Below are 21,614 nucleotides of genomic sequence, written 5' to 3' on the forward strand. Positions count from 1 at the left end.
GTCAGGCACAGAAAAGATCACACGGCCACCGGAACACCCCCACACCACCCGGACACATGAATCCCCACCGAACCCGGCACACACGTCCACTCAGCGAACAAAGCTGCCCGCATGGCGACCACACCCTCGCGCAACAAGTACGCGGACTTCGAGGAACTGCGCACCCAGGCCATCGCCCTGCGCCGCGACGGCCTCAGCCGCCGTCAGATCCGCGACCGCATCCACGTCGACAACAACGACCTCCTCAACCGCCTCCTCGACGGCGAACAGGCCCCGGAGTGGACCAAGCGCCCCCACCCGAAGGACGACCTCCGCGAGAGGGCGCGCGAACTGCGTCTGGAAGGCATGACGTACGACGAGATCCAGGTCGAGCTGGGCTGCTCGAAGAGTTCGATCTCGCTGTGGGTACGCGACCTGCCGAAACCGGATCGCGGCACCCCCTCGGAACGAGCCAGGCTCGCGGGCCAGAAGCGCTGGGAACACGAGAACGCCGTCCGCGAAGCAGAGAGGGCGCGCACCAAGCAGGCCGCCCGGGACGAGATCGGCACCCTCACGGATCGTGAACTGTTCCTGCTCGGGGTCGGGCTGTACTGGTCCGAAGGCACCAAGGACAAGCCCTACGCACGCCGCGAGACCGTCGCCTTCATCAACAGCGACCCGGGGATGATCCGGGTCTACCTGGCCTGGCTCGCCCTGCTGGGCATCGCGAGCGAGCGCATCCAGTACCGCGTGATGATCCATGAGCTGGCCGACGTGAGCGCGGCCGAACGCTACTGGGCCGACCTGGCGGGGGTCGAAGTCTCCGCTCTGGCCAGGACGACCCTCAAGAAGCACAACCCGAAAACGGTCCGCAAGAACGTGGGCGACGACTACCGGGGGTGCCTGGTCGTCCGCGTCGCCAAAGGGGCACAGCTCTACCAGCGCATCGAGGGCTGGTGGGCCGGGATCATTGCCAACTACCCGGGAGTCCTCGGGTAAGGTCTACGCAATGATCCGCCGTGGGGTAGCGGCATCCCGCAGGCCTTTGGAGCCTTGAGACGCTGGTTCGAATCCAGCCGGCGGAGCAGCAAGTTCGGGTCCTGGCCTCTCGGTCGGGACCCGCACTCGTTTCCCCCTCGTAACCCCCCGGTATCCTGCGGAAGTCCACCCCCCGTAGTAGCCGAAGGGCACCACCGTGAGCGCCAACAGCCCGGCAGCCGTCGTCGTCCTCGCAGCGGGTGAGGGCACCCGCATGAAGTCGGCCACCCCGAAGGTCCTGCACGAGATCAGCGGGCGCTCGCTCGTCGGTCATGTCGTCGCCGCAGCGCGCGAGCTGGACCCGGCCGACCTGGTCGTCGTCGTCGGCCACGCCCGCGAGAAGGTCGTCGCCCACCTCGGCGAGATCGACGCCGACGCGCACACCGCCGTGCAGGAGCAGCAGCTCGGCACCGGTCACGCGGTGCGCATGGGCCTGGAGGCCCTCGGCGGCAGCCCGTCCGGCACGGTCGTCGTGGTCTGCGGCGACACCCCGCTGCTGACCGGTGACACCCTCACCGCCCTCGCCGCCACCCACTCCGCCGACGGCAACGCCTGCACCGTGCTGACCGCCGAGGTCCCGGACTCCACCGGGTACGGCCGCATCGTGCGCGACCCGCAGACGCAGGCCGTGACGGCGATCGTCGAGCACAAGGACGCCACCGACGCCCAGCGCGCCATCCGCGAGATCAACTCCGGCGTCTTCGCCTTCGACGGCGAGCTGCTCGCCGACGCGCTCGGCAAGGTGCGCACCGACAACAGCCAGGGCGAGGAGTACCTCACCGACGTGCTCGGCATCCTGCGCGAGGCCGGCCACCGCGTCGGCGCGTCCGTCGCCGCCGACCACCGCGAGATCCTGGGCATCAACAACCGCGTGCAGTTGGCGGAGGCCCGCCGCCTGCTCAACGCCCGCCTCCTCGAAGCGGCCATGCTCTCCGGCGTGAGCATCATCGACCCGCAGTCGACCTTCGTGGACTGCACGGTCACTTTCGGCCAGGACGCGATCGTCCACCCCGGCACCCAGCTCCTGGGCGACACCCACATCGCCGCCGACGCCGAGATCGGCCCGAACACCCGCCTCACCGACACCACGGTCGGCATCGGCGCGCGCGTGGACAACACCGTCGCCGTGCGGGCGGAGATCGGCGCGGCCGCCAGCGTCGGCCCGTTCGCGTACCTGCGTCCGGGCACCAAGCTCGGCGTGAAGTCGAAGATCGGCGCGTACGTCGAGGCGAAGAACGCGACGATCGGCGAGGGCTCCAAGGTGCCGCACCTCTCCTACGTCGGCGACGCGACGATCGGCGACCACACCAACATCGGCGCGGCCAGCGTCTTCGTGAACTACGACGGCGAGGCCAAGCACCACACCACGATCGGCTCGCACTGCCGCACGGGCTCCGACAACATGTTTGTGGCGCCTGTCACTGTCGGGGACGGCGCGTACACCGCCGCCGGGTCCGTGATCACCAAGGACGTGCCGGCCGGTTCGCTGGCCGTGGCGCGGGGCCAGCAGCGGAATATCGAGGGTTGGGTGGCCCGCAAGCGCCCCGGCAGCGCCGCCGCGCAGGCCGCCCAGGCCGCCTCCGCCGAGTCCACCGACGAAAGCTGACCGGAAACGGGTGCTCCGCGCACCGCGTACCGTGATAGACGCACACCATTTCGGCTGGCTCGCAGGCTGCGGCGGCCAGAAACACTCTGAGGAGACCGTGCTGTGACCGGGATCAAGACGACCGGCGAGAAGAAGATGATGCTCTTCTCCGGCCGCGCACACCCCGAGCTGGCCGAGGAGGTCGCACATCAGCTGGGCATCGGCGTCGTGCCGACGAAGGCCTTCGACTTCGCCAACGGTGAGATCTACGTCCGCTTCCAGGAGTCCGCGCGCGGCGCCGACTGCTTCCTGATGCAGAGCCACACGGCTCCCATCAACAAGTGGATCATGGAACAGCTCATCATGATCGATGCGCTGAAGCGGGCCTCGGCCCGTTCGATCACGGTGATCGTTCCGTCGTACGGCTACGCCCGTCAGGACAAGAAGCACAAGGGCCGCGAGCCGATCTCGGCCCGGCTGGTCGCCGACCTGCTGAAGACGGCGGGCGCGCACCGCATCCTCACCGTCGACCTGCACACCGACCAGATCCAGGGCTTCTTCGACGGCCCGGTCGACCACCTCACCGCGCTCCCGGTCCTCGCGGACTACGTGGGCGCGAAGGTGGACCGCTCCAAGCTGACGATCGTCTCCCCGGACGCCGGCCGCGTGCGCGTCGCCGACCGCTGGTGCGACCGGCTGGACGCCCCCCTGGCCATCGTGCACAAGCGCCGGGACAAGGACGTCGCCAACCAGGTGACCGTCCACGAGGTCGTCGGCGAGGTCAAGGGCCGCGTCTGCGTCCTGGTCGACGACATGATCGACACCGGCGGCACGATCTGCGCCGCCGCCGACGCCCTGTTCGCGCACGGCGCGGAGGACGTCATCGTGACGGCCACGCACGGCATCCTGTCGGGCCCGGCCGCCGACCGGCTGAAGAACTCCAAGGTGAGCGAGTTCGTCTTCACGAACACCCTCCCGGACCCCTCCGACCTGGAGATGGACAAGATCACCGTGCTGTCCATCGCCCCGTCGATCGCGCGCGCGGTGCGCGAGGTCTTCGAGGACGGTTCGGTGACGAGCCTCTTCGAGGAGCAGTCCTAGTACGCCGTAGCTGTTCCTGGTACGTCGTAGCTGTACGGAGAAGGGCCGCCCGGTACGCCACCGGGCGGCCCTTCCCCGTACGGGGCGGATGATCGATTGGGCTGTCCGGGGCAGGCCCGGGTACAGTGGCGAGGTTGCTCGGCGAGGGAGGCCCCGGAGGCTCTCCGTTATCGACGCGCTCTTCGTAGCAGGCTCCGCAGCGGGCCGTTCGTGTGGCCGGGTGACGACCTACCCCGTTTCCACCATTTACGAGGAGCGCAATCATGGCTGAAGTCAAGATCGCCGCTGAGGTCCGCAACGACTTCGGCAAGGGTGCCGCCCGCCAGACCCGTCGCGCCGGCAAGGTTCCCGGTGTCATCTACGGTCACGGCGCCGAGACCGTGCACATCACGCTGCCGGGCCACGAGCTCATGATGGCGCTCAAGACCCAGAACGTGCTCATCTCCCTCGACATCGACGGCCGCAACGAGCTCGTCATCCCGAAGGCCGTCCAGCGTGACGCCATCAAGCGCACCCTGACCCACGTCGACCTGCTGGCGGTCAAGCGCGGCGAGAAGGTCACGGTCGAGGTCGCGGTCATCTCCGAGGGCGACCTCGCGCCGGGCTCCAACCTCCTGGAGAACGTGCTGAACACGATCTCCGTCGAGACCGAGGCCACGCACATCCCCGAGTCGGTCACCGTCTCGGTGCAGGGTCTGGACGCCGGTGACGCGATCCACGCCAAGGACATCACGCTGCCCGAGGGCACCACGCTGGTGACCGACGCCGACGCCGTCGTCATCCAGGTCGTCTCCGCGCAGGCCGAGGAGCCGTCCGCGGACGCCGACGCCGAGGGCTCCGAGGCCTGAGCCCCGTAGCTTTCCGTTGTACGGTTTCGGCCGCCGCCGCGCGCCCTTCGGGGTGCGGGGCGGCGGCTTCCGTATGTACGGGCCACCGGCAGGACGTAAGGAGACATGCAGATGACGACCCCGAGCCGGGCCGCCTCCCCGGCTTCCCCGGCCGCCCCTGACCCGTCGGCCCCCTGGCTGGTGGTGGGCCTGGGCAATCCGGGCGGCGAGTACGCGGCGAACCGCCACAACGTGGGCTGGATGGTCGCCGACCTCCTGGCTTCGCGGATCGGCGGCAAGTTCAAGTCCCACAAGGCGCGTGCGCAGGTCCTGGAGGGCCGGGTCGGTCCCCCGGGCCCGTTCAACCGCCGGGTGGTCCTCGCCAAGCCGCTCTCGTACATGAACCTGTCGGGCGGCCCGGTGACGGCGCTGCGTGACTTCTACAAGGTGCCCGTCGCGAACATCGTGGCGATCCACGACGAGCTGGACATCGACTACGGCGTGCTGCGCCTGAAGCTGGGCGGCGGCGACAACGGCCACAACGGCCTGAAGTCGATGACGAAGTCGCTGGGCCCCGACTACCACCGGGTCCGCTTCGGCATCGGCCGCCCGCCGGGCCGGATGCAGGTCGCCGACTTCGTCCTGAAGGACTTCTCCGGCGCGGAGAAGAAGGAGCTGGACTACTTCGTGGACCGCGCGGCGGACGCCGTGGAGGCCCTGGTGATCGAGGGCCTGGAGCGGGCGCAGTCGACGTACAACTCGTGAGGTGCTGGGGCCCTTCGACTCGCGTCAGAGGGCTCCACTCTTCACTGCGTCGACGAACAGGGCCCAGGTGGGGCGGGTGTGCTGGAGTACGGGCCCAGTCCGGTCCTTGGTGTCGCGGACGGGGATGTGGGTGGGGTGGTCGTCCTGGATCTCGACGCAGGCACCGCCGTCGCCGTTGGTGTACGAGGAGGTCCGCCACGTGCCGTGTTCCATCTGGGCTCCCTGGTCGGTCAGTTGCCGGTGAAGGGTCCGTTCTTGACGGCTGCTACGAAGGTGGCCCACTGGCCGATCGGCAGAACCAGCGCGGGCCCCTGTGGGCGCTTGCTGTCGCGTACGGGCATGACGCCCGGGAAGCCCTCCGCGATCTCGACGCAGTTGCCGCCGTCGGGGTTGGTGTACGACGACTTCCGCCATACGGCGTTGCTCAGATCAAGTGTGGTGCTCATGTTTCGCGAAGTCCTCAGCCATTGATGCGATCCGGTCGAGAGACGCCTCCAGTGGCAATGCGACGGCCCTCGCCAGATCGTATGCCGACTGGTATCGACCCACCACCGGTGATTCGTCCAGGAGTTGGCCGGTGTACGGCGCTTCTACATACGCGACGGGGGGTGCGTCGTGGAACGTCATGAGCGAGACGAGTCCGTTCATGAAGATATGGGGACCCGCTTCAAGGGGGTGTACCTGCACCACCACCTGCAACTTCTCGACCACTTGGAGGATGTGCTCCAGTTGCTCGCGCATCACTTGCGGTCCGCCGACCGGCACCATAAGCGCGGCTTCGTGGATGATCTCCCACAACAGCAGCGCAGTTGGTCCCTGGAGGATCTTCTGCCTCTCGATTCGCGCTGCGACGTTCCGGTCGATCTCCTCGTCCGTGGCGAACGGCATCGTGGTGCGCGCGAGGGCCCGCGCATACGCCTCGGTCTGCAATAGGCCAGGCACCAGCATCGGCGTGTACTCGCTGATGGTCAGCGCGAGCTTCTCCAGCTCCGCCGCGTCCGCGAAGTAATCCGCGTACTTCGACTTCCGCGCCAGCTCGCAAAGCCGCTGCATGTGCCTGCCCGTGCCGAAGACCTCGTCAAACATCCGGGACAGGTCCGGCTGCGGCCTGCGCACCGCCGCCTCGAACTGTCCGATGTAGGTACCGGAACAGAAGCACCGTTCCCCCAACTCCGTCTGCGACATGCCCGCTGCCTCGCGCAGGCGGCGCAGTTCGGACCCGTAGAAGGTCTTCGGGGAGGTGTACGGATCGGGCCCGGCGTTCTGGTCGTGCTGTGCGGTCATCGCGCACCCCTCCACCCGCAAAATCACTGTTGGCTACGAAGCACTACTCACCGTAGCCCCGCTCGTCCAGGCTTGAGGCATGAACCAGGAAAACAGGGAACTCCCCTCCCCCTCGGACGCGTTCAGCGACAACCCCACCGCCGAGGCGTACGCCCTCACCGACGAACTGGCTGAAATCCTGGCCCGGCACGGCATCACCCTGCCGTCCCTGCGCGTCGACCTGCCCTCCTGCACGGCGGTCCCCGCGCGCCCGCTCATCGAGCTGGGCCGGGCCAACGCGACGACCGTCCGGCTGCTCGTCGGCGTACTGGACAAGGCCGCCGCGCGGTGACCCCCGCACCGGGAACCGTCGTCGTGGACGAGCGGGACGGCCGGGTCGGGGTGCTCATGGGCCGCAAAGGCCCGTACGTACGACTGCGCCCCCTGGCCGGTGGCCGGGAGTGGGACGTGCCGCCGGAACGGGTGCGTACGGCCTCCACGACGGAACGCATCCGCGCGGGCGTCGCGGCGGCCAACGAACACAGCAGGGCGCTGCGCTGAGCAACGCGAGAAGGGCGCCTCCGGAGCATTCCGGGGGCGCCCTTCTCGCGTGTCGCCGAGTGATCAGCCGGTGTTGCGCAGGCCCGCCGCCACGCCGTTGACGGTGAGCAGCAGGGCGCGGGCGAGGAGCGGGTCGGGCTCCTGGCCGGCGGCCGCCGCGTCGCGCTGGCGCTTGAGCAGGGCGACCTGGAGGTAGGAGATCGGGTCCAGGTAGGCGTCGCGGATGGCGAAGGTCTGCTGGAGGACCGGGCTGGTGTCCAGCAGCTCGCTGCCGCCGGTGATCCTGAGCACCTCCTGCACGGTGAGCGCGTGCTCGGCCTCGATGCTGTCGAAGACGTGCTTGAGCTCGTCGGGGACGAGCGTGTCGACGTAGTGACGTGCGATGCGCAGGTCGGTCTTGGCGAGGGTCATCTCCACGTTGGAGAGGAAGTTGCGGAAGAAGTGCCAGCGCTCGTGCATTTCCTCCAGGACGCTCTCCAGACCGGCCTCGCGCAGTGCCTTGAGGCCGGAGCCGACGCCGTACCAGCCGGGGACGATCTGGCGGGACTGGGTCCAGCCGAACACCCAGGGGATGGCGCGCAGGCCGTCGAGGGAGACGCCGGAACCGGGGCGGCGGGAGGGCCGTGAGCCCAGGTGCAGGTCGGCGAGCTGGTCGACGGGGGTGGAGGCGAGGAAGTACGTCGGCAGGTCGGGGTCCTCGACCAGCTTGCGGTACGCGGTGTGGGCGGCCTCGGAGACGGTGTCCATGGCGGCGTCCCAGCGGGCGAGCGCCTCGTCGGACTGGCGGGGGGCGGTGTGCAGGGCGGACGCCTGGAGGGTGGCGGCGACCGTCAGCTCCAGGTTCTCGCGGGCCAGCGAGGGGACGAGGTACTTGTCGGAGATGACCTCGCCCTGCTCGGTGACCTTGATCTCGCCTTCCAGCGTTCCCCACGGCTGGGCGAGGATCGCGTCGTGGGAGGGGCCGCCGCCGCGGCCGACGGTGCCGCCGCGGCCGTGGAAGAGGCGCAGGCGCACGCCGTACCGGTGGGCGACGTCGCGCAGGCGGCGCTGGGCGCGGTGGATCTCCCACTGGGAGGTGGTGATGCCGCCGAACTTGGAGGAGTCGGAGTAGCCGAGCATGACCTCCTGCACGTCACCGCGCAAGGAGACGAGTCGACGGTACGAGGGGTCGGCGAGCATCTCGTCGAGGATGACGTCGGCGGCGCGCAGCTCGTCGGTGGTCTCCAGCAGCGGCACGATGCCGATCTTCGCCCAGCCGGCGTGCAGGTCGACCAGTCCGGCCTCGCGGGCCAGCACGGCGGCGGCGAACACGTCGTCGGCGCCCTGGCACATGGAGATGATGTACGACTCGATGACCTCGGGCCCGAAGCGCTCCAGGGCCTCCCTGACGGTGAGGAACACCCCGAGGGTCTTCTCGCCGTCCTTGTCGAGGGGCGCCGGCACGGGGGCGAGGGGCCGCCGGGAGCGGAGTTCCTTGGCGAGGAGCTTCTGGCGGTACTCGCGGGGCATGTCGGCGTAGCGCCAGGACTCCTCGCCGAGGCGGTCGAAGAGCTGGCCGAGGGCGTGGTGGTGGGCGTCGGCGTGTTCGCGCACGTCCATGGTGGCGAGCTGGAGGCCGAACGCGGCGAGCGTGCGGATGGTGCGGTCCATGCGGCCGTCGGCGAACAGGCCCGCCTTGTGCTCGCGCAGCGAGGTCTGGATGAGGGTGAGGTCGTCGATGAGCTGGCCGGTGCCGAGGTAGTCGCAGCCGGGGCGGTGGGGCGCGCCCTTGGCGAGGCGCTCGCGGGTGTTGACGAGCTTCTGCCGGATGCAGGTGGCCTTGAGCCGGTAGGGCTCCTCGGCGTTGAGGCGCTTGTAGCGGGGGCTGATCTCGGGGAGGTGCTCCAGGTCCGCCCGGAGGGACTCCAGCAGTTCGTCCGTGGCGCCGGTGTAGCGGATCGAGTTCGACAGTTGTCCGCGCAGCTTGTCGACCAGTTGCAGGGCGTCCTCGATGCCGTGCTCGTGCTGGAGGATCAGGACGTCCCAGGTGACGGCCGGGGTGACGTTGGGGTTGCCGTCGCGGTCGCCGCCGATCCAGGTGCCGAAGGTGAGGGGGCGCGTGCCGGCGGGGAGCTGGACGCCGACGCGCTCCAGTTCGGCGGCGAGGTCCTCGAGGACGTCGCCGACGGCGTTGGCGTGCAGTTCGTCCAGGTAGTAGATGGCGTTGCGGGCCTCGTCCGCGGGTTCGGGACGTACGACGCGCAGCTCGTCGGTCTGCCAGATCAGGTCGATGTTCTCGGCGAGGCGGACGTCCTGGCGGCGGCGGTCGGAGGCGATGACCGGGGTTTCCAGCAGTTCGGCGATGCGGCGCAGCTTGTTGAGGACGGAGCGGCGCGCGGCCTCCGTGGGGTGGGCCGTGAAGACGGGCCGCACGTTCAGGTTCTTGACGGTCTGCTGGAGGTGCTCGGGGTCGGCGTCCTTCAGCAGGTCGGCGGTGCGGGCCAGCAGCCCGCCCTCCTGGGCGCGCAGTTCGCGCATCTCGCGCCCGCGGTGCACCTGCTCGGTGACGTTCGCAAGGTGGAAGTAGGTGGAGAAGGCCCGCACGAGGCGCGCGGCGGTTTCCAGGTCGGTGTCGCCGAGCAGTTCTGCTGCGGCTTCGCCGTCGGTACGGGTCAGGGCCCGGACCCGCTCCACGAGCTCCAGCAGCTCGGGGCCCTCCTGCCGCACGAGCGTCTCGCCGAGGAGGTCGCCCAGTCGGCGGATGTCGGCGCGCAGCTCGGGGCTGGTGTTGGGGGTCTGGTCGGCACTGCTCACAGGTGCGGCTCCTTGCAGTGGGGATTACGCGAACGGCAGGAACTCGGACCGCGCTGTCCGACGCGTCCAGGATATGTGTCCACTCATTCGGGTACTCGCCGACCTCGTGTGGCGGGCCGCACATTCCGGTGCGGGTCCGGCCGCGCGATTCCGGGCCCCGTCGGCCTCGTGCGGCGGGCTTCACCGCTGCCATACTTACGATGCCGTAGGTTACGGAACCGTAGCCAAGGCGTCAGCCGCTTCCTCACCCCCCAGGGGACCTTCATGACCCTCAGCCCCGGTCTACTCAATGAGGACCAGGAGTCTTCCGACGGCAGCACGCCGTCCGCCGGCTCCTCCACCACTTCCGTCACTCCGGTGCCGCTGGCGACGCGCGGCGGGGAGTCGAAGCGCTCCATCGAACAGATCGCGTTGCTCCTGTTCATCATCGTCCCCTTCGTGGCGCTCCTCGCGGCGATTCCGCTCGCCTGGGGCTGGGGGGTGAGCTGGCTCGACCTGGGCCTGCTGGTGTTCATGTACTACCTGGGCTGCCACGGCATCACGATCGGCTTCCACCGCTACTTCACGCACGGCAGCTTCAAGGCCAGGCGTCCGCTGCGCATCGCGCTGGCGGTCATGGGGTCGATGGCGGTGGAGGGGCCCCTGGTCCGCTGGGTGGCCGACCACCGCAAGCACCACAAGTTCTCGGACGCGGAGGGCGACCCGCACTCGCCGTGGCGCTTCGGCGAGGACCTGCCGTCCCTGATGAAGGGGCTGTGGTGGGCGCACATCGGCTGGATGTTCGACGAGGAGCAGACGTCGCAGGAGAAGTACGCCCCGGACCTGATCAAGGACCCGGCGATCAGCCGCATCTCGCGCGACTTCATCTACTGGACGATGCTCTCGCTGGCGATCCCGCCGCTGGTCGGCGGCCTGGTCACGATGTCCTGGTGGGGCGCGTTCACCGCGTTCTTCTGGGGTTCGCTGGTGCGCGTGGCGCTGCTCCACCACGTGACGTGGTCCATCAACTCCATCTGCCACGCGGTCGGCAAGCGGCCGTTCAAGTCCCGGGACCGCTCGGGCAACGTGTGGTGGCTGGCGGTCCTCTCCTGCGGCGAGTCCTGGCACAACCTGCACCATGCGGACCCGACGTCGGCGCGGCACGGCGTGATGAAGGGTCAGGTCGATTCCTCGGCGCGGCTCATCCGCTGGTTCGAGCAGGCGGGCTGGGCGTACGACGTCCGCTGGCCGACGGCGTCGCGGCTGGCCTCCCGGCGCAAGGGACAGGACGCCCCGGACAAGACCAACGCGACAGAAACGGCATGATGGAGCCTGTGGCGACCGAAGGCAGCAGCACCTCAGGTACGAATCCGAGCGCGAGCGGCGACAAACCCCGCACCGTGCCGCGGCGGGCCCGCCGTGTCCGCATGACGGGCGCGGAACGCCGCGAACAGCTGCTGGACATCGGCCGCACCCTGTTCGCGGCGAAGGGCTTCGAGGGCACGTCGGTGGAGGAGATCGCGGCGAAGGCCGGCGTCTCGAAGCCGGTCGTCTACGAGCACTTCGGCGGCAAGGAGGGCCTGTACGCGGTGGTGGTCGACCGCGAGATGCGGTCCCTCCTGGACATGGTGACCGGCGCCCTGACCGCCGGCCACCCCCGCGAGCTCCTGGAGCAGGCCGCGTTCGCCCTCCTCGACTACATCGAGACGTACACGGACGGCTTCCGCATCCTGGTCCGCGACTCCCCGGTCGCCCAGTCCACCGGCACCTTCGCCTCGCTGATCTCCGACATCGCCACCCAGGTCGAGGACATCCTCGGCCTGGAGTTCAAGGCCCGCGGCTTCGACCCGAAACTGGCCCCGCTGTACGCCCAGGCGCTGGTCGGCATGGTGGCGCTCACGGGCCAGTGGTGGCTGGACGTCCGCAAGCCGAAGAAGGCGGAGGTCGCCGCCCACCTGGTGAACCTCTCCTGGCACGGCCTGGAGAACCTGGAGTCGAAGCCACGGCTCATAGGACACCGCAGGAACTGAGCGGTGTCGCTCGACGCTCGTGCTTGTGCTCGTGTGCTCGTACGAAGGGGCCGCGCCCGGTGTGCACCGGGGGCGGCCCCTTCTTCTTTTTCTTCTTTGCGCTCACGCCCCGGTGAGGTCGCTCCCGATGACGAAGCCCTCGGCGGGCCCGGACGGAACGACGGCGTCCTTGCCGTACGGGACGCGGTGCTCGTCGGTGTACGCGGCCTTCGCCGGGTCGGGCGAGGTGAGCACGACGACCGCCCCGTCCCCGTCGAAGTCGTCCACGAGGACGTACACGGAGATTCCGGCACGGGCGTACTCGCGGCGCTTGCGGACGCGGTCGCGCTGGGTGTTCTGGCGGCCGGGGGAGACGACCTCGATGACCGTGCGGACACCGGACGCCGTGATTCCGTAGCCGTCCTCGTCGCCGACCGCTTCCATGTCAATGGGGGCGACCACGAGGTCGGGCTGCCAGGCCTTGCGGCCGTGGAGGACGATGACGCCGGCCCAGACCTGGTGGCCCTGCCCGGTCAGGTGTCCGTCCAACGCGCGGCAGAGCCGGTTGAGGAGCACTCCGTGCCGCAGGCTCCCGACCGCCGAGATCTCGATGGCGCCCTCCACGACCTCGCCGCGACAACCCTCCGGAAGGTCCATGGCCTCCCAGGCCCGCCACAGGACTTCGTCCGGTTCGGCGGCGGAGCCGTCGCTCATGACCGGAGACTCCTCGTGTGCGCGTACGTCATCCTGCGCCCCCTTCCGCCAACCGAGGCTAGGCGTCGGAGCCGACGTACGCTCCGGAACGGCCGTCCTCCATCCGCACGAGGGAACATGCCCCGGGCATATCCCAGCCCACTCACTCCCGGCCGAGCACGCCCTCCAGGTGGTACCCGAGCACCGTCTCCGCCGCCTCCACCGTCCGCAGGCCGAGGGCCACGTCGACGCCCAGGCCGGTGGCCAGGGCCCAGCAGATGTCCGCGTCGACACGGGGGTCGCCGATGGCCTGCTTTCCCCGTTCGGCGCGGGCGCCGGCGATCAGGCCGGCCGTGAGGTCGAGGAGTTCGCCGTCATCGGGCGCCATCGCCCGCGCCAGCGCCGGATCGGAGACCGCCCGCCCGAAGACGGCCACCGACAGCCGCAGCAGCCTGGCTCCCTCCTCGTCCCGGCCGAGCATCGCGTACAGGCACTCCCGCAGGATCACCTCCGCGGACGCCTCCTCCCCCGCCGCGGCGGCCTTCACCGAGGTCTCGATGCGGGCGTTGAGCGCGGCCACCGCCCGGGTGACCGCGTCCCGGACCATCTCCTCCCGCGAGGCGTGGTAGTGCTGCACCTGCCCCATGGACACCCCGGCCTCGGCCGCGACCTTCCGCAAGGTCACGCCCTCCAGCCCCTCGCGCAGCGTCAGCTCCCACACGGCCTCGGCCAGCCGCTGCCTGCGGTCCTCGTGGTCCACCACCTTGGGCATGAACGCACCCACCTCCTTTTCCCATGCGATCGCATTGCATCCGCCCCCGCCGCTCAATACAATGCAAGCGCATTGTATTGGCCGCGTGTCCGCGCAGGGAAAGGCAGTACGCCATGAAGTTCGACATTCTCCAGATCATCGGTGCGGTGCTGGTGGTCGTCGGTGGCCAGGGCGCGATCCGCCTGCTGATCGACCACGACAACACCGGCCTCCTCGGCGGCCTGGGCGCCCCCTTCACCGTCAACCTGGTCACGTACCTGACGGCCGTCCTCTTCGGCGTGATCCTCGCGGGCTGGGCCCACGACCGCGCGAAGGCGCTGGGCCGCCGCGGGTGACGCCGCCGCGCGTCCGCCAGGCGTGATCGCCCCCATGGACAGCCCCGACCCGCAGCTCACGAGCGTTTCGGAGAGCGGGGCGCGTCACTCTTTGTGAGTACGTGCCGCGATCTCGGCCGCTACCGTGAGGGAGCAGGCCCAGAATCCCGTCCATGGGAGGAATCACCATGACCGCCGAGCCGATCGCCGAGTCGTCGGGTTGCCGTTGGCCGGTGCCGCCGCAGGACGGCTACACCGTGGACGACCTTTTCACGCTGCCCGATCTCCCGCCGCACACCGAGATGATCGACGGGAGTCTGGTTTTCGTGAGTCCGCAGCGGGATTTCCACAGCACGATGATCGACCTGCTGGTGACCGGCCTGCGCAGCAGCGTTCCCGCCGATCTGAAAGTGCGACGGGAGATGACCGTGGTGCTCGACCGCCGCAACGGTCCCGAGCCCGACGTCTCGATCGTCCGGGCCGAAGCCGTCACCAGCACGGAGCAGACCCGTTACCAGGCGGCCGACCTCCTCCTCGCCGTCGAAGTCGTCTCCCCCGACTCCGAGTCCCGCGACCGCGACACCAAGCCGCACAAGTACGCCGCGGCCGGCATCCCGCATTTCTGGCTCGTCGAGATGACCGGCGCCGACCAGCACCCCGTCGTCCGCGTCTACGAACTCGACCCCCTGACGAAGACGTACGCGCTGACCGGCATCCACCACGACCGGCTCAAGGTCGGCGTGCCGTACGGGATCGACGTCGACATCTCGCTCGACGCCCTCAGGACGCTGTGAGCCGTTCCAGGAACTCCAGCCGGTTGCCGGCCGGGTCCTCGGAGTAGAAGCGCCTGTGGCCCGGGAGGCCGTCGTCCCAGAGGACCGTCGCCCCGTGCCCGGCCAGGCGCGCGCCGTACGCCTCGATGTCCGTGACCCGGATTCCCGGGTGGGCCTTCTTCGCCGGGCGGAAGCCGTCCTCCACGCCCAGGTGGAGCCGCACCCCGCCCGCCTCGAACCAGCAGCCGCCCCGCGCCGCCAGCAACGGCGGCTTGGGGATCTCCCGCATGCCGAGCACCGTGACGTAGTACGCGCGCAGCTCGGGCTCCGAGCCGACGGGCGCGGCGAGTTGGACGTGGTCGAGGGCGGCGATCACCGGCGGGTTCCGATCGCGAAGATGCGGCGGAAGGGGAAGACCGTGCCGGCGGGGGTGGGCGGGTAGGCCGTGCGGAGGGCCGCCGCATAAGAGGCGGTGAAGGCCGCCGCCGCTTCCGGGTCGTCGGCCAGGGCGGTGAGGACCGGGCGCAGGGCGGTGCCCTTGACCCAGTCGAGGACGGGGTCCTCGCCGGGGAGGAGCTGGAGATAGGTGGTCTCCCAGACGTCCGCCGCGCAGCCCAGGGAGGTGAGGAGGGAGAGGTAACGGGCCGGGGTCTCCACCGCGCCCGACCGGTCGCCGACGCCCGACAGGCGGGAGCGCCAGCGGGGCGACTCGCGCAGCTCCGCCAGGATCGTGTGGCTCGGGGCGTCGAAGTTGCCGGGGACCTGGAAGGCAAAGGTGCCGGTGGGGGTGATGGCCTCCAGCCAGGCGGGGATGAGCGCGGTGTGGCCGGGGACCCACTGGAGGAGCGCGTTGGAGACGATCAGGTCGTACGAGGCGGGGGCCGGCGCCCACGTCGTCGCGTCGGCACGGGCGAAGGTCAGGCGGTCGGTGGCGTGCTCGGCCGCGCGGGCGAGCATCTGCGGGGAGTCGTCGAAGCCCGTCACCCGGGCGTTCGGCCAGCGGTCGGCGAGCAGGCGGGTCACGTTGCCCGCCCCGCAGCCGAGGTCGGCGATGCGGGCGGGGTCGCGGGGCGGCGCGATGCGGGCCAGGAGGTCGAGGAAGGGGCGGGTGCGGTGGCCCGCGTGGCGGAGGTACTGGGCGGGGTCCCAGACGGGGGAGGAGTCACGGGCGGTCATGCCGGCAAGCGTGACCGCAAAAGTGTCTTGATGTCAAGAGACTTGATCTGAAGAGACTTCATGTCGACAGACCCCCTACACTGATCCGCATGGAGGACGAGGTCGACCGACTGGTCGCAGCATGGCGCCGAGAGCGCCCCGACCTCGACGTGGAGCCGCTTGAGGTGCTCAGTCGGGTGTCCCGTCTGGCGCGCCATCTCGACCGGGCGCGCCGGCTGGCGTTCTCCGAGCACAGCCTGGAGCCGTGGGAATTCGACGTCCTGACCTCGCTGCGGCGGGCCGGGGACCCGTACCAGCTCTCCCCCGGGCAACTGCTGACCCAGACGCTCGTCACGTCCGGGACGATGACCAACCGCATCGACCGGCTCGCGAAGAAGGGCCTGGTGGAGCGGCTGCCCGATCCCAGTGACCGGCGGGGCGTACTGGTGCGGCTGACCGACGAGGGGCGGGACCGGGCCGACCAGGCGCTCGCGGGGCTGCTGGCGCAGGAGCGCGCGATCCTGGGCGAGCTGTCGCGTGCGCAGCGGGGTGAACTGGCCGGTCTGCTACGCCAGTTGACCGCCCCGTTCGACAACGTCCCCGGGAACTAGGTCCGCGGGTCCGACCCCGGCGCGGCGCGCCAGGGCGACGGCGGCGAGCGTGGAGTGGACGCCCAGTTTGCCCAGCACGTTCTGCATGTGGGTGCGGACCGTGTGGGGCGAGAGGAAGAGGCGTTCGGCGACGGCCTTGCGGCCGAGGCCGGCGACCATGCAGCGCAGGACCTCCCGCTCGCGCGGGGTCAGGGACTCCACCAGGCGTTCGCTCTCCGTGCGGTGCTTGCGGGCGGCGGTCAGCTCGCGGAGCACTCCGGTCAGCAGGGCGGGCGGCAGATGGGTCTCGTCGCGCAGGACGCCCCGGATGACGGCCAGCAGGCGTTGCAGCGAGCAGTCCTTGGCGACCCAGCCGGACGCTCCGGCCTGGAGGGCGAGGGCGGCCCGGCGCGGGTCGTCCTTCTCCGCGAGGACGACGGTGCGCACGCCCGCGTGTCCCGTACGGACACCCGCGACCAGGGAGATGCCGTCGACCAGGCCGTCCTGGTCGGCGCCCGGGTGGTCGGGGACGGCCACCGGATGGTGGTTCGGGTGACCGCTCAGCGGCAGGGCGGCGCCGAGGTCGGCGTCGATGAGCATCACGTCGAAGGCGCGGCCCTCCGCCGCTCCCCGTTCCAGACAGCGCAGGGCGGCGGGACCACTGCCCGCTGCCGCCACGTCGACGTCGGGCTCCGCCGCGAGGGCGGCAGCCAGCGACTCGGCGAAGATGCGGTGGTCGTCGACCACCAGGACCCGGATTCGAACCACTGCCTCAGACACCCCCATGGGTCGGAGGACGGACATGCGCGGACGCGGCGCTCGGGAAGGGACTCGGGTGGTGCGGGTGCGTGCACGGCCGCCGCCGTGCGGTGCGATCCCTACCCCTGCCCCGGGCGCCGTATCCGACTGTCTCGCCCCCTGATCAGCACCGGCCCCCACCGGTGCTCAAGCCTCAGAGTACGGGCGGGGGCGTTGATCGGAAGGGTATTTGCAGAAGTGTTTGGCCTCGGGGGCCGACGTGGGATCGGCGTGTGGGGTTGTGGCGGAAGGAGAGAGGAGATGGCCCTTCCGTGCACGGGTCCCGACCCTTTCCTGTCGTACTCCCGGGGCTGGTCGAGGTCAGTGGACGCGGTGCGCGCCCCGTGACGGCGCCGCCGGGAAGATCCCCGGGGCGGCATGGCCCGCCGCGGCGAACGCCGAGGTGAGGGCCTCGGTCACGGCCGGGGCGGCGGCCGTCTCGGTGAGGACGACGGCGGAGCCGCCGAAGCCGCCCCCGGTCATCCGCGCACCCAGCGCCCCGGCCTCCGCCGCCGCCGAGACCACCAGGTCCAGCTCCGGGCAGGAGACGCGCAGGTCGTCGCGGAGCGAGGCGTGCCCCTCGGCCAGGATCTCCCCGAGACCGTGCGGGTCGCCCGCGTCCAGGCAGGCCACCGCCCGCTCCACCCGGTGGTTGTCGGTGACGACGTGGCGCACGTAGCGGCGCACGCGCTCGTCGCCCAACTTGCCGAGGTGTGCGTCCAGTTCGTCGTACGGGACGTCCCGCAGCCGGGACACGCCCAGTTGCCGCGCACCCTCCTCGCAGCCCTCCCGGCGTTCCGCGTACGCCCCGTCGCCCAGCGCGTGCTGGACCCGGGTGTCGACGACCAGCAGCTCCAGCCCCTGGGCGGCCAGGTCGAAGGGCACCTGGCGCCGGGTCAGGTCCCGGGTGTCGAGGTGGAGGGCGTGACCGGCCTCGCAGCACGCGGAGGCGGTCTGGTCCATGATGCCGGTCGGCACTCCGACGAAGCGGTTCTCCGCCCGCTGGCAGAGCAGCGCCAACTCGGGCCGCGACACCGGCAGCCCGTGGAGGTCGACCAGGGCGAGGCCGACCGACACCTCCATCGCCGCCGACGAGGAGAGGCCCGCACCGGTCGGCACGGTGGAGCGCAGGTGCACGTCCGCGCCGCCCGCCACCTCCTCGTGACCCGCTTCGAGCAGCGCCCAGACGACTCCCGCCGGGTACGTCCACCAGCCGCCGCCCGGCCGGGGGGCGAGGTCGGCGACGCGCACCTCCGTGACGCCCGCCTCGATGTCGCCGGAGTGCAGCCGCAGCAGCCCGTCCGTGCGGCGGGCGACGGCGACCCGGGCGGTGTGCGGGAGGGCGAACGGCATCACGAAGCCGTCGTTGAAGTCCGTGTACTCGCCGATCAGGTTGACCCGGCCGGGGGCCGCCCAGACGCCCTCGGGCCCGGAACCGTACAACGCGGCGAATTCCGCGACGGGTTCGGCCGTGCTCATACCCGCTCCCCCTCGCTCCGCCTGTCCTGGGCGAAGCGCCACGCGTCGCCGATGATGTCCGTCAGTTCCGTGCGGGAGGGCCGCCAGCCCAGCAGGGTGCGGGCCCGGTCGGCCGAGGCGACCAGGGTGGCCGGGTCGCCGCCGCGGCGCGGGCCGACGACCTCCGGGATCGGGTGGCCGGTGACTTCGCGGGCGGCGTCGATGACTTCGCGCACCGAGAAGCCCGTGCCGTTGCCCAGGTTGCAGATGTGGTGCGTGCCCGGCTGGGCGGCGGTGAGGGCGAGGAGGTGGGCCTCGGCGAGGTCGGCGACGTGGATGTAGTCGCGGACGCAGGTGCCGTCGAGGGTCGGGTAGTCGTCGCCGTGGACGGAGACGGAGTCGCGGCGGCCCTGGGCGACCTGGAGGACGATGGGGACGAGGTGCGACTCGGGGTCGTGGCGCTCGCCCGAACTTCCGTACGAACCGGCGACGTTGAAGTAGCGCAGCGAGACGGCGGCCAGGCCGTGCGCCGCGCACTCACCGGCGATCATGTGGTCCACGGCGAGCTTCGAGGCGCCGTACGGGCTGGTGGGGGCGGTCGGGCAGTCCTCCGTGACGGGCGTGACGGCGGGTTCGCCGTAGGTGGCGGCGGTGGAGGAGAAGACGAGGCGGCGCACGGCGGCCTCCCGCATGGCGGCGAGCAGGTCCAGGGTGCCGCCGACGTTGTTGCGCCAGTACTTCTCCGGGTCGGCGACGGACTCGCCCACCTGGGAGAACGCGGCGAAGTGCAGGACCCCGTCGTAGGAGGCGTCCAGCACCCGCCCCGCGTCCTGGACGCGGCCCTCGACGAACCGCACACCGGCGGGGACGCCCGCGCGGAAACCGGTCGAGAGGTCGTCCAGGACGGTCACCTCGTGGCCGGCCTCCAGCAGGTGGGCCGCCACCACGCTTCCGACGTATCCGGCGCCCCCGGTCACCAGGTACTTCACTCAGCTCGCCACCTCTCGGATCCGCTGCGCCGCGCTCTCCGGCGACACGTCGTTGATGAAAGCACCCATTCCGGATTCGGAGCCCGCGAGGACCTTCAGCTTGCCGGTGGTGCGCCGCACGGTGAACAGCTCCAGGTGCAGGGCGAAGTCCGCGCGCAGGGGGTGCCGGAAGGGGGCCTGGTGCCAGGCCGAGATGTACGGCGTCGGAGGCTGGCCGGGGCCGAAGATGCGGTCGAAGCGGCGCAGCAACTCCAGGTAGAAGGACGGGAGTTCGGCGCGGGCGGCGTCGTCCAGGGAGCGGAGGTCGGGGACCCGGCGCAGCGGGTAGAGGTGGACTTCGTACGGCCAGTGCGCGGCGTACGGGACGAAGGCGACCCAGTGTTCACCCGCAAGGACGACGCGGCGGCCGTCGGCGCGTTCACGGGCGACCACGTCGTCGAAGAGGTTGGCGCCCGGGGTGCGCTCGGCGTGCGCCGCGAGGGAGCGGAGCATCAGGGAGGTGCGCGGGGTGACGTAGGGGTAGCCGTAGATCTGGCCGTGCGGGTGGCCGAGGGTGACGCCGATCTCGGCGCCCCGGTTCTCGAAGCAGAACACCTGTTCCACGGCGGGGAGTCGGGCGAGTTCGGCCGTACGGTCCGTCCAGGCCTCGACGACGAGGGCGGCCTGTTCCTCGGTGAGGTCGGCGAAGGAGGCGTCGTGGTCGGAGGTGAAGCAGACCACCTCGCAGCGTCCGGAGTCGCCGGCCAGGGAGGGGAAGCGGTTCTCGAAGACGGCGACCTCGTAGTCGGCGGCCGGGATCTCGCTCTCGTGGCCCGGCCGGGTGGGGCAGAGCGGGCAGGCGTCGGCGGGCGGCAGATAGGTGCGGTCCTGGCGGTGCGAGGCGACGGCGACGCTGTCGCCGAGCAGGGCGTCGTACCGGATCTCGGACGCGGTGGCGACGGGGGTGAGGGGGCGCCGGTCGACGGCGTCGCGGACGCGGCCGTCCGCCGTGTCGTAGTAGAGGAGTTCCCGCCCGTCGGCGAGCCGGGTCGACGTCTTCTTCACTGCCACCTCATCCACCCACACCCACCAACAGAAACGAACACAACAAACCACAGGCGCACAGCATCGTCAATGCAGTGCGCCCGTGGGCACGTCGGTCGGCGCGTCGGGCCCGGCCGGGCGGCCCCGGCGGACGGCACGGAACCGCTAGGACTCCCGCTGCGGCAGGGTCGCCCGGTCGAGCAGCCCGGTGCGGGCCGCGAGCGCCGCCGCCTCCAGCCGGGACCCGACGCCGAGCTTCATCAGGACGCGCTGGACGTGGGTGCGCGCGGTGCTGGGCGCGATGCCCATGCCCGCCGCGATCAGCCGGGTGTCCTCCCCGTCGGCGACCCGCACCAGCACCTCCACCTCGCGCGGGGTGAGCAGGTGCAGCAGCCGCTGCCCCTCGTCGTCGGGCTGGGCGGCGGGGTTGAGCAGTTCGGCGAAGGCCCCGTGCAGGAGGCCGGGCGCGATCGCCGCCTCCCCCGCCCGCGCCTTCACCATGGCGCGCTCGACGCCCTCTATGCGCTCGTCGTGGCGTACGTATCCGGCCGCCCCGGCGGCGAAGGCCGCGGCGATGCCGCGGGGGCTGGGAACGGGTCCGAGGACGACCACCGCGACCTGGGGGCGCTCGCGTCTGATCCGTACGATCGGGTCGAAGGCGCCCGGCGCCGCCGGGGTCGCCGTGCCGAACAGGCAGACCTCCGGGGCCCGGCTCACCACGAGTTCGGCCGCACCCGCGGTGGGCGCGGCGGCGGCGAGCACGCGGTGCCCGCGGAGCTTGAGGGCGGAGGCGAGCGCCTCGGCCAGCAGGCGGTGGTCGTCGACGACCATGAGCCGCACACCCATCGGACAACCCCCACTTTCCCCCAGAAGCAGGCCCCCCGGCCTCCTGACCCGGCAAGCTACACGCTTGTTCGACGTTGCGCGCCCCCTACCCGCGAGAAGCCACTCGAAGTTGCCAAATGCCCGCGTTCGGCGTGCAGTTGGACTGATCACGCGGTAGCCGCAGGTCGCGCGGTCCTCCGGGCCCGGACGGCGGAAGGGGGGGGGGGGGGTGTTGGGCCCCCCCCCCCCCCGCCCCCCCCCCAAGACCCCCCCCCGACGGCCCCGCCCCCCAAAAACAGGAGGGACGCCGGGGCGGGCGGCTAA

General features: G+C 70.9%; 25 protein-coding genes and 1 tRNA gene. 13 read left to right on the plus strand and 13 right to left on the minus strand.

What is annotated here, in order from left to right; all coding sequences use genetic code 11:
- The first annotated feature begins 111 nt into the window (after nucleotides 1-111).
- From ACIP93_RS00485 to pth, 6 genes are all read left to right on the plus strand, one after another.
- Nucleotides 112-978 (plus strand): hypothetical protein, encoded by an 867-nt coding sequence (locus ACIP93_RS00485; protein ID WP_401754070.1) that lies wholly within the window; start codon nucleotides 112-114, stop codon nucleotides 976-978.
- A gap of 14 nt (nucleotides 979-992) precedes the next feature.
- Nucleotides 993-1,064: transfer RNA gene (locus ACIP93_RS00490), tRNA-Gln, on the plus strand.
- Nucleotides 1,065-1,174: 110 nt separating this feature from the next.
- On the plus strand, nucleotides 1,175-2,623 hold the full coding sequence (glmU, locus tag ACIP93_RS00495) for a bifunctional UDP-N-acetylglucosamine diphosphorylase/glucosamine-1-phosphate N-acetyltransferase GlmU (RefSeq protein WP_401754073.1): 1,449 nt from the start codon (nucleotides 1,175-1,177) through the stop codon (nucleotides 2,621-2,623).
- A 102-nt stretch (nucleotides 2,624-2,725) separates the two neighbouring features.
- Entirely contained in the window at nucleotides 2,726-3,703 is a 978-nt protein-coding gene (locus tag ACIP93_RS00500) for a ribose-phosphate diphosphokinase (protein ID WP_345222156.1), read from the plus strand.
- 263 nt (nucleotides 3,704-3,966) lie between these two features.
- Nucleotides 3,967-4,551 carry a 50S ribosomal protein L25/general stress protein Ctc gene (locus ACIP93_RS00505; RefSeq protein ID WP_401754080.1) on the plus strand — a complete coding sequence of 195 codons (585 nt, stop codon included), beginning with the start codon at nucleotides 3,967-3,969 and terminating at the stop codon, nucleotides 4,549-4,551.
- A gap of 111 nt (nucleotides 4,552-4,662) precedes the next feature.
- Nucleotides 4,663-5,295, plus strand: a complete 633-nt coding sequence (gene pth / locus ACIP93_RS00510; protein WP_401754083.1) for an aminoacyl-tRNA hydrolase — start codon at nucleotides 4,663-4,665, stop codon at nucleotides 5,293-5,295.
- A 24-nt stretch (nucleotides 5,296-5,319) separates the two neighbouring features.
- Here the strand turns inward: pth and ACIP93_RS00515 are convergent, their stop codons facing one another.
- From ACIP93_RS00515 to ACIP93_RS00525, 3 genes are read right to left on the minus strand one after another with little or no spacing between them, the layout of a single operon-like run.
- Nucleotides 5,320-5,508, minus strand: a complete 189-nt coding sequence (locus tag ACIP93_RS00515) for a DUF397 domain-containing protein (protein WP_401754086.1) — start codon at nucleotides 5,506-5,508, stop codon at nucleotides 5,320-5,322.
- A gap of 17 nt (nucleotides 5,509-5,525) precedes the next feature.
- A complete protein-coding gene (locus ACIP93_RS00520) occupies nucleotides 5,526-5,741 on the minus strand; it encodes a DUF397 domain-containing protein (protein ID WP_401754088.1) in 216 nt (71 codons plus the stop codon).
- Nucleotides 5,725-6,579, minus strand: a complete 855-nt coding sequence (locus ACIP93_RS00525) for a Scr1 family TA system antitoxin-like transcriptional regulator (protein WP_401754091.1) — start codon at nucleotides 6,577-6,579, stop codon at nucleotides 5,725-5,727. Before ACIP93_RS00525 ends, ACIP93_RS00520 begins: the two co-directional genes overlap by 17 nt.
- Nucleotides 6,580-6,658: 79 nt before the next feature.
- Here ACIP93_RS00525 and ACIP93_RS00530 point away from each other — a divergent pair, with 79 nt between their 5' ends.
- Together ACIP93_RS00530 and ACIP93_RS00535 are read left to right on the plus strand one after the other, a co-directional pair.
- Nucleotides 6,659-6,910: a hypothetical protein gene (locus ACIP93_RS00530; protein ID WP_401754094.1), complete on the plus strand. Its 252-nt coding sequence runs from the start codon at nucleotides 6,659-6,661 to the stop codon at nucleotides 6,908-6,910.
- The gene (locus ACIP93_RS00535; RefSeq protein ID WP_401754097.1) at nucleotides 6,907-7,119 is read left to right on the plus strand and encodes a hypothetical protein; all 213 of its coding nucleotides are present in this window, start codon (nucleotides 6,907-6,909) and stop codon (nucleotides 7,117-7,119) included. The genes ACIP93_RS00530 and ACIP93_RS00535 overlap by 4 nt, the downstream gene beginning before the upstream one ends.
- 63 nt (nucleotides 7,120-7,182) lie before the next feature.
- Here the strand turns inward: ACIP93_RS00535 and ppc are convergent, their stop codons facing one another.
- Nucleotides 7,183-9,912 (minus strand): phosphoenolpyruvate carboxylase, encoded by a 2,730-nt coding sequence (ppc, locus tag ACIP93_RS00540; protein WP_345222130.1) that lies wholly within the window; start codon nucleotides 9,910-9,912, stop codon nucleotides 7,183-7,185.
- Nucleotides 9,913-10,176: 264 nt separating this feature from the next.
- Between ppc and ACIP93_RS00545 the strand changes: the two genes are divergently transcribed.
- Nucleotides 10,177-11,217: an acyl-CoA desaturase gene (locus ACIP93_RS00545; RefSeq protein ID WP_401754100.1), complete on the plus strand. Its 1,041-nt coding sequence runs from the start codon at nucleotides 10,177-10,179 to the stop codon at nucleotides 11,215-11,217.
- The gene (locus tag ACIP93_RS00550; RefSeq protein ID WP_401754103.1) at nucleotides 11,214-11,921 is read left to right on the plus strand and encodes a TetR family transcriptional regulator; all 708 of its coding nucleotides are present in this window, start codon (nucleotides 11,214-11,216) and stop codon (nucleotides 11,919-11,921) included. Before ACIP93_RS00545 ends, ACIP93_RS00550 begins: the two co-directional genes overlap by 4 nt.
- A gap of 102 nt (nucleotides 11,922-12,023) precedes the next feature.
- On the opposite strand, the gene ACIP93_RS00555 is transcribed toward ACIP93_RS00550, so the two are convergent.
- Together ACIP93_RS00555 and ACIP93_RS00560 are read right to left on the minus strand one after the other, a co-directional pair.
- On the minus strand, nucleotides 12,024-12,614 hold the full coding sequence (locus ACIP93_RS00555; RefSeq protein WP_401754106.1) for a Uma2 family endonuclease: 591 nt from the start codon (nucleotides 12,612-12,614) through the stop codon (nucleotides 12,024-12,026).
- A 142-nt stretch (nucleotides 12,615-12,756) separates the two neighbouring features.
- On the minus strand, nucleotides 12,757-13,365 hold the full coding sequence (locus tag ACIP93_RS00560) for a TetR/AcrR family transcriptional regulator (protein ID WP_401754109.1): 609 nt from the start codon (nucleotides 13,363-13,365) through the stop codon (nucleotides 12,757-12,759).
- Nucleotides 13,366-13,478: 113 nt separating this feature from the next.
- Between ACIP93_RS00560 and ACIP93_RS00565 the strand changes: the two genes are divergently transcribed.
- Nucleotides 13,479-13,700: a hypothetical protein gene (locus ACIP93_RS00565; RefSeq protein WP_345222112.1), complete on the plus strand. Its 222-nt coding sequence runs from the start codon at nucleotides 13,479-13,481 to the stop codon at nucleotides 13,698-13,700.
- 167 nt (nucleotides 13,701-13,867) lie between these two features.
- On the plus strand, nucleotides 13,868-14,473 hold the full coding sequence (locus ACIP93_RS00570; RefSeq protein ID WP_401755584.1) for a Uma2 family endonuclease: 606 nt from the start codon (nucleotides 13,868-13,870) through the stop codon (nucleotides 14,471-14,473).
- On the opposite strand, the gene ACIP93_RS00575 is transcribed toward ACIP93_RS00570, so the two are convergent.
- Both ACIP93_RS00575 and ACIP93_RS00580 read right to left on the minus strand, forming a co-directional pair.
- Nucleotides 14,460-14,828, minus strand: coding sequence for a VOC family protein (locus tag ACIP93_RS00575; RefSeq protein WP_401754112.1), 369 nt, complete (start codon nucleotides 14,826-14,828; stop codon nucleotides 14,460-14,462). The two genes, ACIP93_RS00570 and ACIP93_RS00575, sit on opposite strands and share 14 nt — an antisense overlap.
- Nucleotides 14,825-15,628, minus strand: coding sequence for a trans-aconitate 2-methyltransferase (locus ACIP93_RS00580; RefSeq protein ID WP_401754115.1), 804 nt, complete (start codon nucleotides 15,626-15,628; stop codon nucleotides 14,825-14,827). The genes ACIP93_RS00575 and ACIP93_RS00580 overlap by 4 nt, the downstream gene beginning before the upstream one ends.
- 89 nt (nucleotides 15,629-15,717) lie before the next feature.
- On the opposite strand from ACIP93_RS00580, the gene tamR reads away from it, so the two are divergent.
- Entirely contained in the window at nucleotides 15,718-16,218 is a 501-nt protein-coding gene (gene tamR, locus ACIP93_RS00585) for a MarR family transcriptional regulator TamR (protein ID WP_345222106.1), read from the plus strand.
- Here the strand turns inward: tamR and ACIP93_RS00590 are convergent.
- The 5 genes from ACIP93_RS00590 to ACIP93_RS00610 form a co-directional block, all read right to left on the minus strand.
- The gene (locus ACIP93_RS00590; RefSeq protein WP_401754118.1) at nucleotides 16,174-16,965 is read right to left on the minus strand and encodes a LuxR C-terminal-related transcriptional regulator; all 792 of its coding nucleotides are present in this window, start codon (nucleotides 16,963-16,965) and stop codon (nucleotides 16,174-16,176) included. The genes tamR and ACIP93_RS00590 overlap by 45 nt on opposite strands.
- 351 nt (nucleotides 16,966-17,316) lie before the next feature.
- Nucleotides 17,317-18,474: a galactokinase gene (gene galK, locus ACIP93_RS00595; protein ID WP_401754120.1), complete on the minus strand. Its 1,158-nt coding sequence runs from the start codon at nucleotides 18,472-18,474 to the stop codon at nucleotides 17,317-17,319.
- Entirely contained in the window at nucleotides 18,471-19,442 is a 972-nt protein-coding gene (gene galE, locus ACIP93_RS00600) for a UDP-glucose 4-epimerase GalE (protein ID WP_401754122.1), read from the minus strand. The genes galK and galE overlap by 4 nt, the downstream gene beginning before the upstream one ends.
- Nucleotides 19,443-20,486, minus strand: coding sequence for a galactose-1-phosphate uridylyltransferase (gene galT, locus ACIP93_RS00605; protein WP_401754125.1), 1,044 nt, complete (start codon nucleotides 20,484-20,486; stop codon nucleotides 19,443-19,445). It abuts the gene before it with no gap.
- Nucleotides 20,487-20,630: 144 nt separating this feature from the next.
- Nucleotides 20,631-21,311, minus strand: coding sequence for a LuxR C-terminal-related transcriptional regulator (locus ACIP93_RS00610; protein WP_345222092.1), 681 nt, complete (start codon nucleotides 21,309-21,311; stop codon nucleotides 20,631-20,633).
- Nucleotides 21,312-21,614: the final 303 nt, after the last annotated feature.

Origin of the sequence: Streptomyces sp. NPDC088745, assembly GCF_044751045.1 — a bacterium.
Lineage (GTDB): Bacteria > Actinomycetota > Actinomycetes > Streptomycetales > Streptomycetaceae > Streptomyces > Streptomyces cremeus.

Bases quoted from the DNA above. Each gene is read 5' to 3' on its own strand.
- ACIP93_RS00485 (WP_401754070.1), top strand. From the start codon at position 112: ATGGCGACCACACCCTCGCGCAACAAGTACGCGGACTTCGAGGAACTG.
- ACIP93_RS00505 (WP_401754080.1), top strand. From the start codon at position 3,967: ATGGCTGAAGTCAAGATCGCCGCTGAGGTCCGCAACGACTTCGGCAAG.
- pth (WP_401754083.1), top strand. From the start codon at position 4,663: ATGACGACCCCGAGCCGGGCCGCCTCCCCGGCTTCCCCGGCCGCCCCT.
- ACIP93_RS00515 (WP_401754086.1), bottom strand. From the start codon at position 5,508: ATGGAACACGGCACGTGGCGGACCTCCTCGTACACCAACGGCGACGGC.
- ACIP93_RS00520 (WP_401754088.1), bottom strand. From the start codon at position 5,741: ATGAGCACCACACTTGATCTGAGCAACGCCGTATGGCGGAAGTCGTCG.
- ACIP93_RS00525 (WP_401754091.1), bottom strand. From the start codon at position 6,579: ATGACCGCACAGCACGACCAGAACGCCGGGCCCGATCCGTACACCTCC.
- ACIP93_RS00530 (WP_401754094.1), top strand. From the start codon at position 6,659: ATGAACCAGGAAAACAGGGAACTCCCCTCCCCCTCGGACGCGTTCAGC.
- ACIP93_RS00545 (WP_401754100.1), top strand. From the start codon at position 10,177: ATGACCCTCAGCCCCGGTCTACTCAATGAGGACCAGGAGTCTTCCGAC.
- ACIP93_RS00550 (WP_401754103.1), top strand. From the start codon at position 11,214: ATGATGGAGCCTGTGGCGACCGAAGGCAGCAGCACCTCAGGTACGAAT.
- ACIP93_RS00555 (WP_401754106.1), bottom strand. From the start codon at position 12,614: ATGAGCGACGGCTCCGCCGCCGAACCGGACGAAGTCCTGTGGCGGGCC.
- ACIP93_RS00560 (WP_401754109.1), bottom strand. From the start codon at position 13,365: ATGCCCAAGGTGGTGGACCACGAGGACCGCAGGCAGCGGCTGGCCGAG.
- ACIP93_RS00565 (WP_345222112.1), top strand. From the start codon at position 13,479: ATGAAGTTCGACATTCTCCAGATCATCGGTGCGGTGCTGGTGGTCGTC.
- ACIP93_RS00570 (WP_401755584.1), top strand. From the start codon at position 13,868: ATGACCGCCGAGCCGATCGCCGAGTCGTCGGGTTGCCGTTGGCCGGTG.
- ACIP93_RS00580 (WP_401754115.1), bottom strand. From the start codon at position 15,628: ATGACCGCCCGTGACTCCTCCCCCGTCTGGGACCCCGCCCAGTACCTC.
- tamR (WP_345222106.1), top strand. From the start codon at position 15,718: ATGGAGGACGAGGTCGACCGACTGGTCGCAGCATGGCGCCGAGAGCGC.
- galK (WP_401754120.1), bottom strand. From the start codon at position 18,474: ATGAGCACGGCCGAACCCGTCGCGGAATTCGCCGCGTTGTACGGTTCC.
- ACIP93_RS00610 (WP_345222092.1), bottom strand. From the start codon at position 21,311: ATGGGTGTGCGGCTCATGGTCGTCGACGACCACCGCCTGCTGGCCGAG.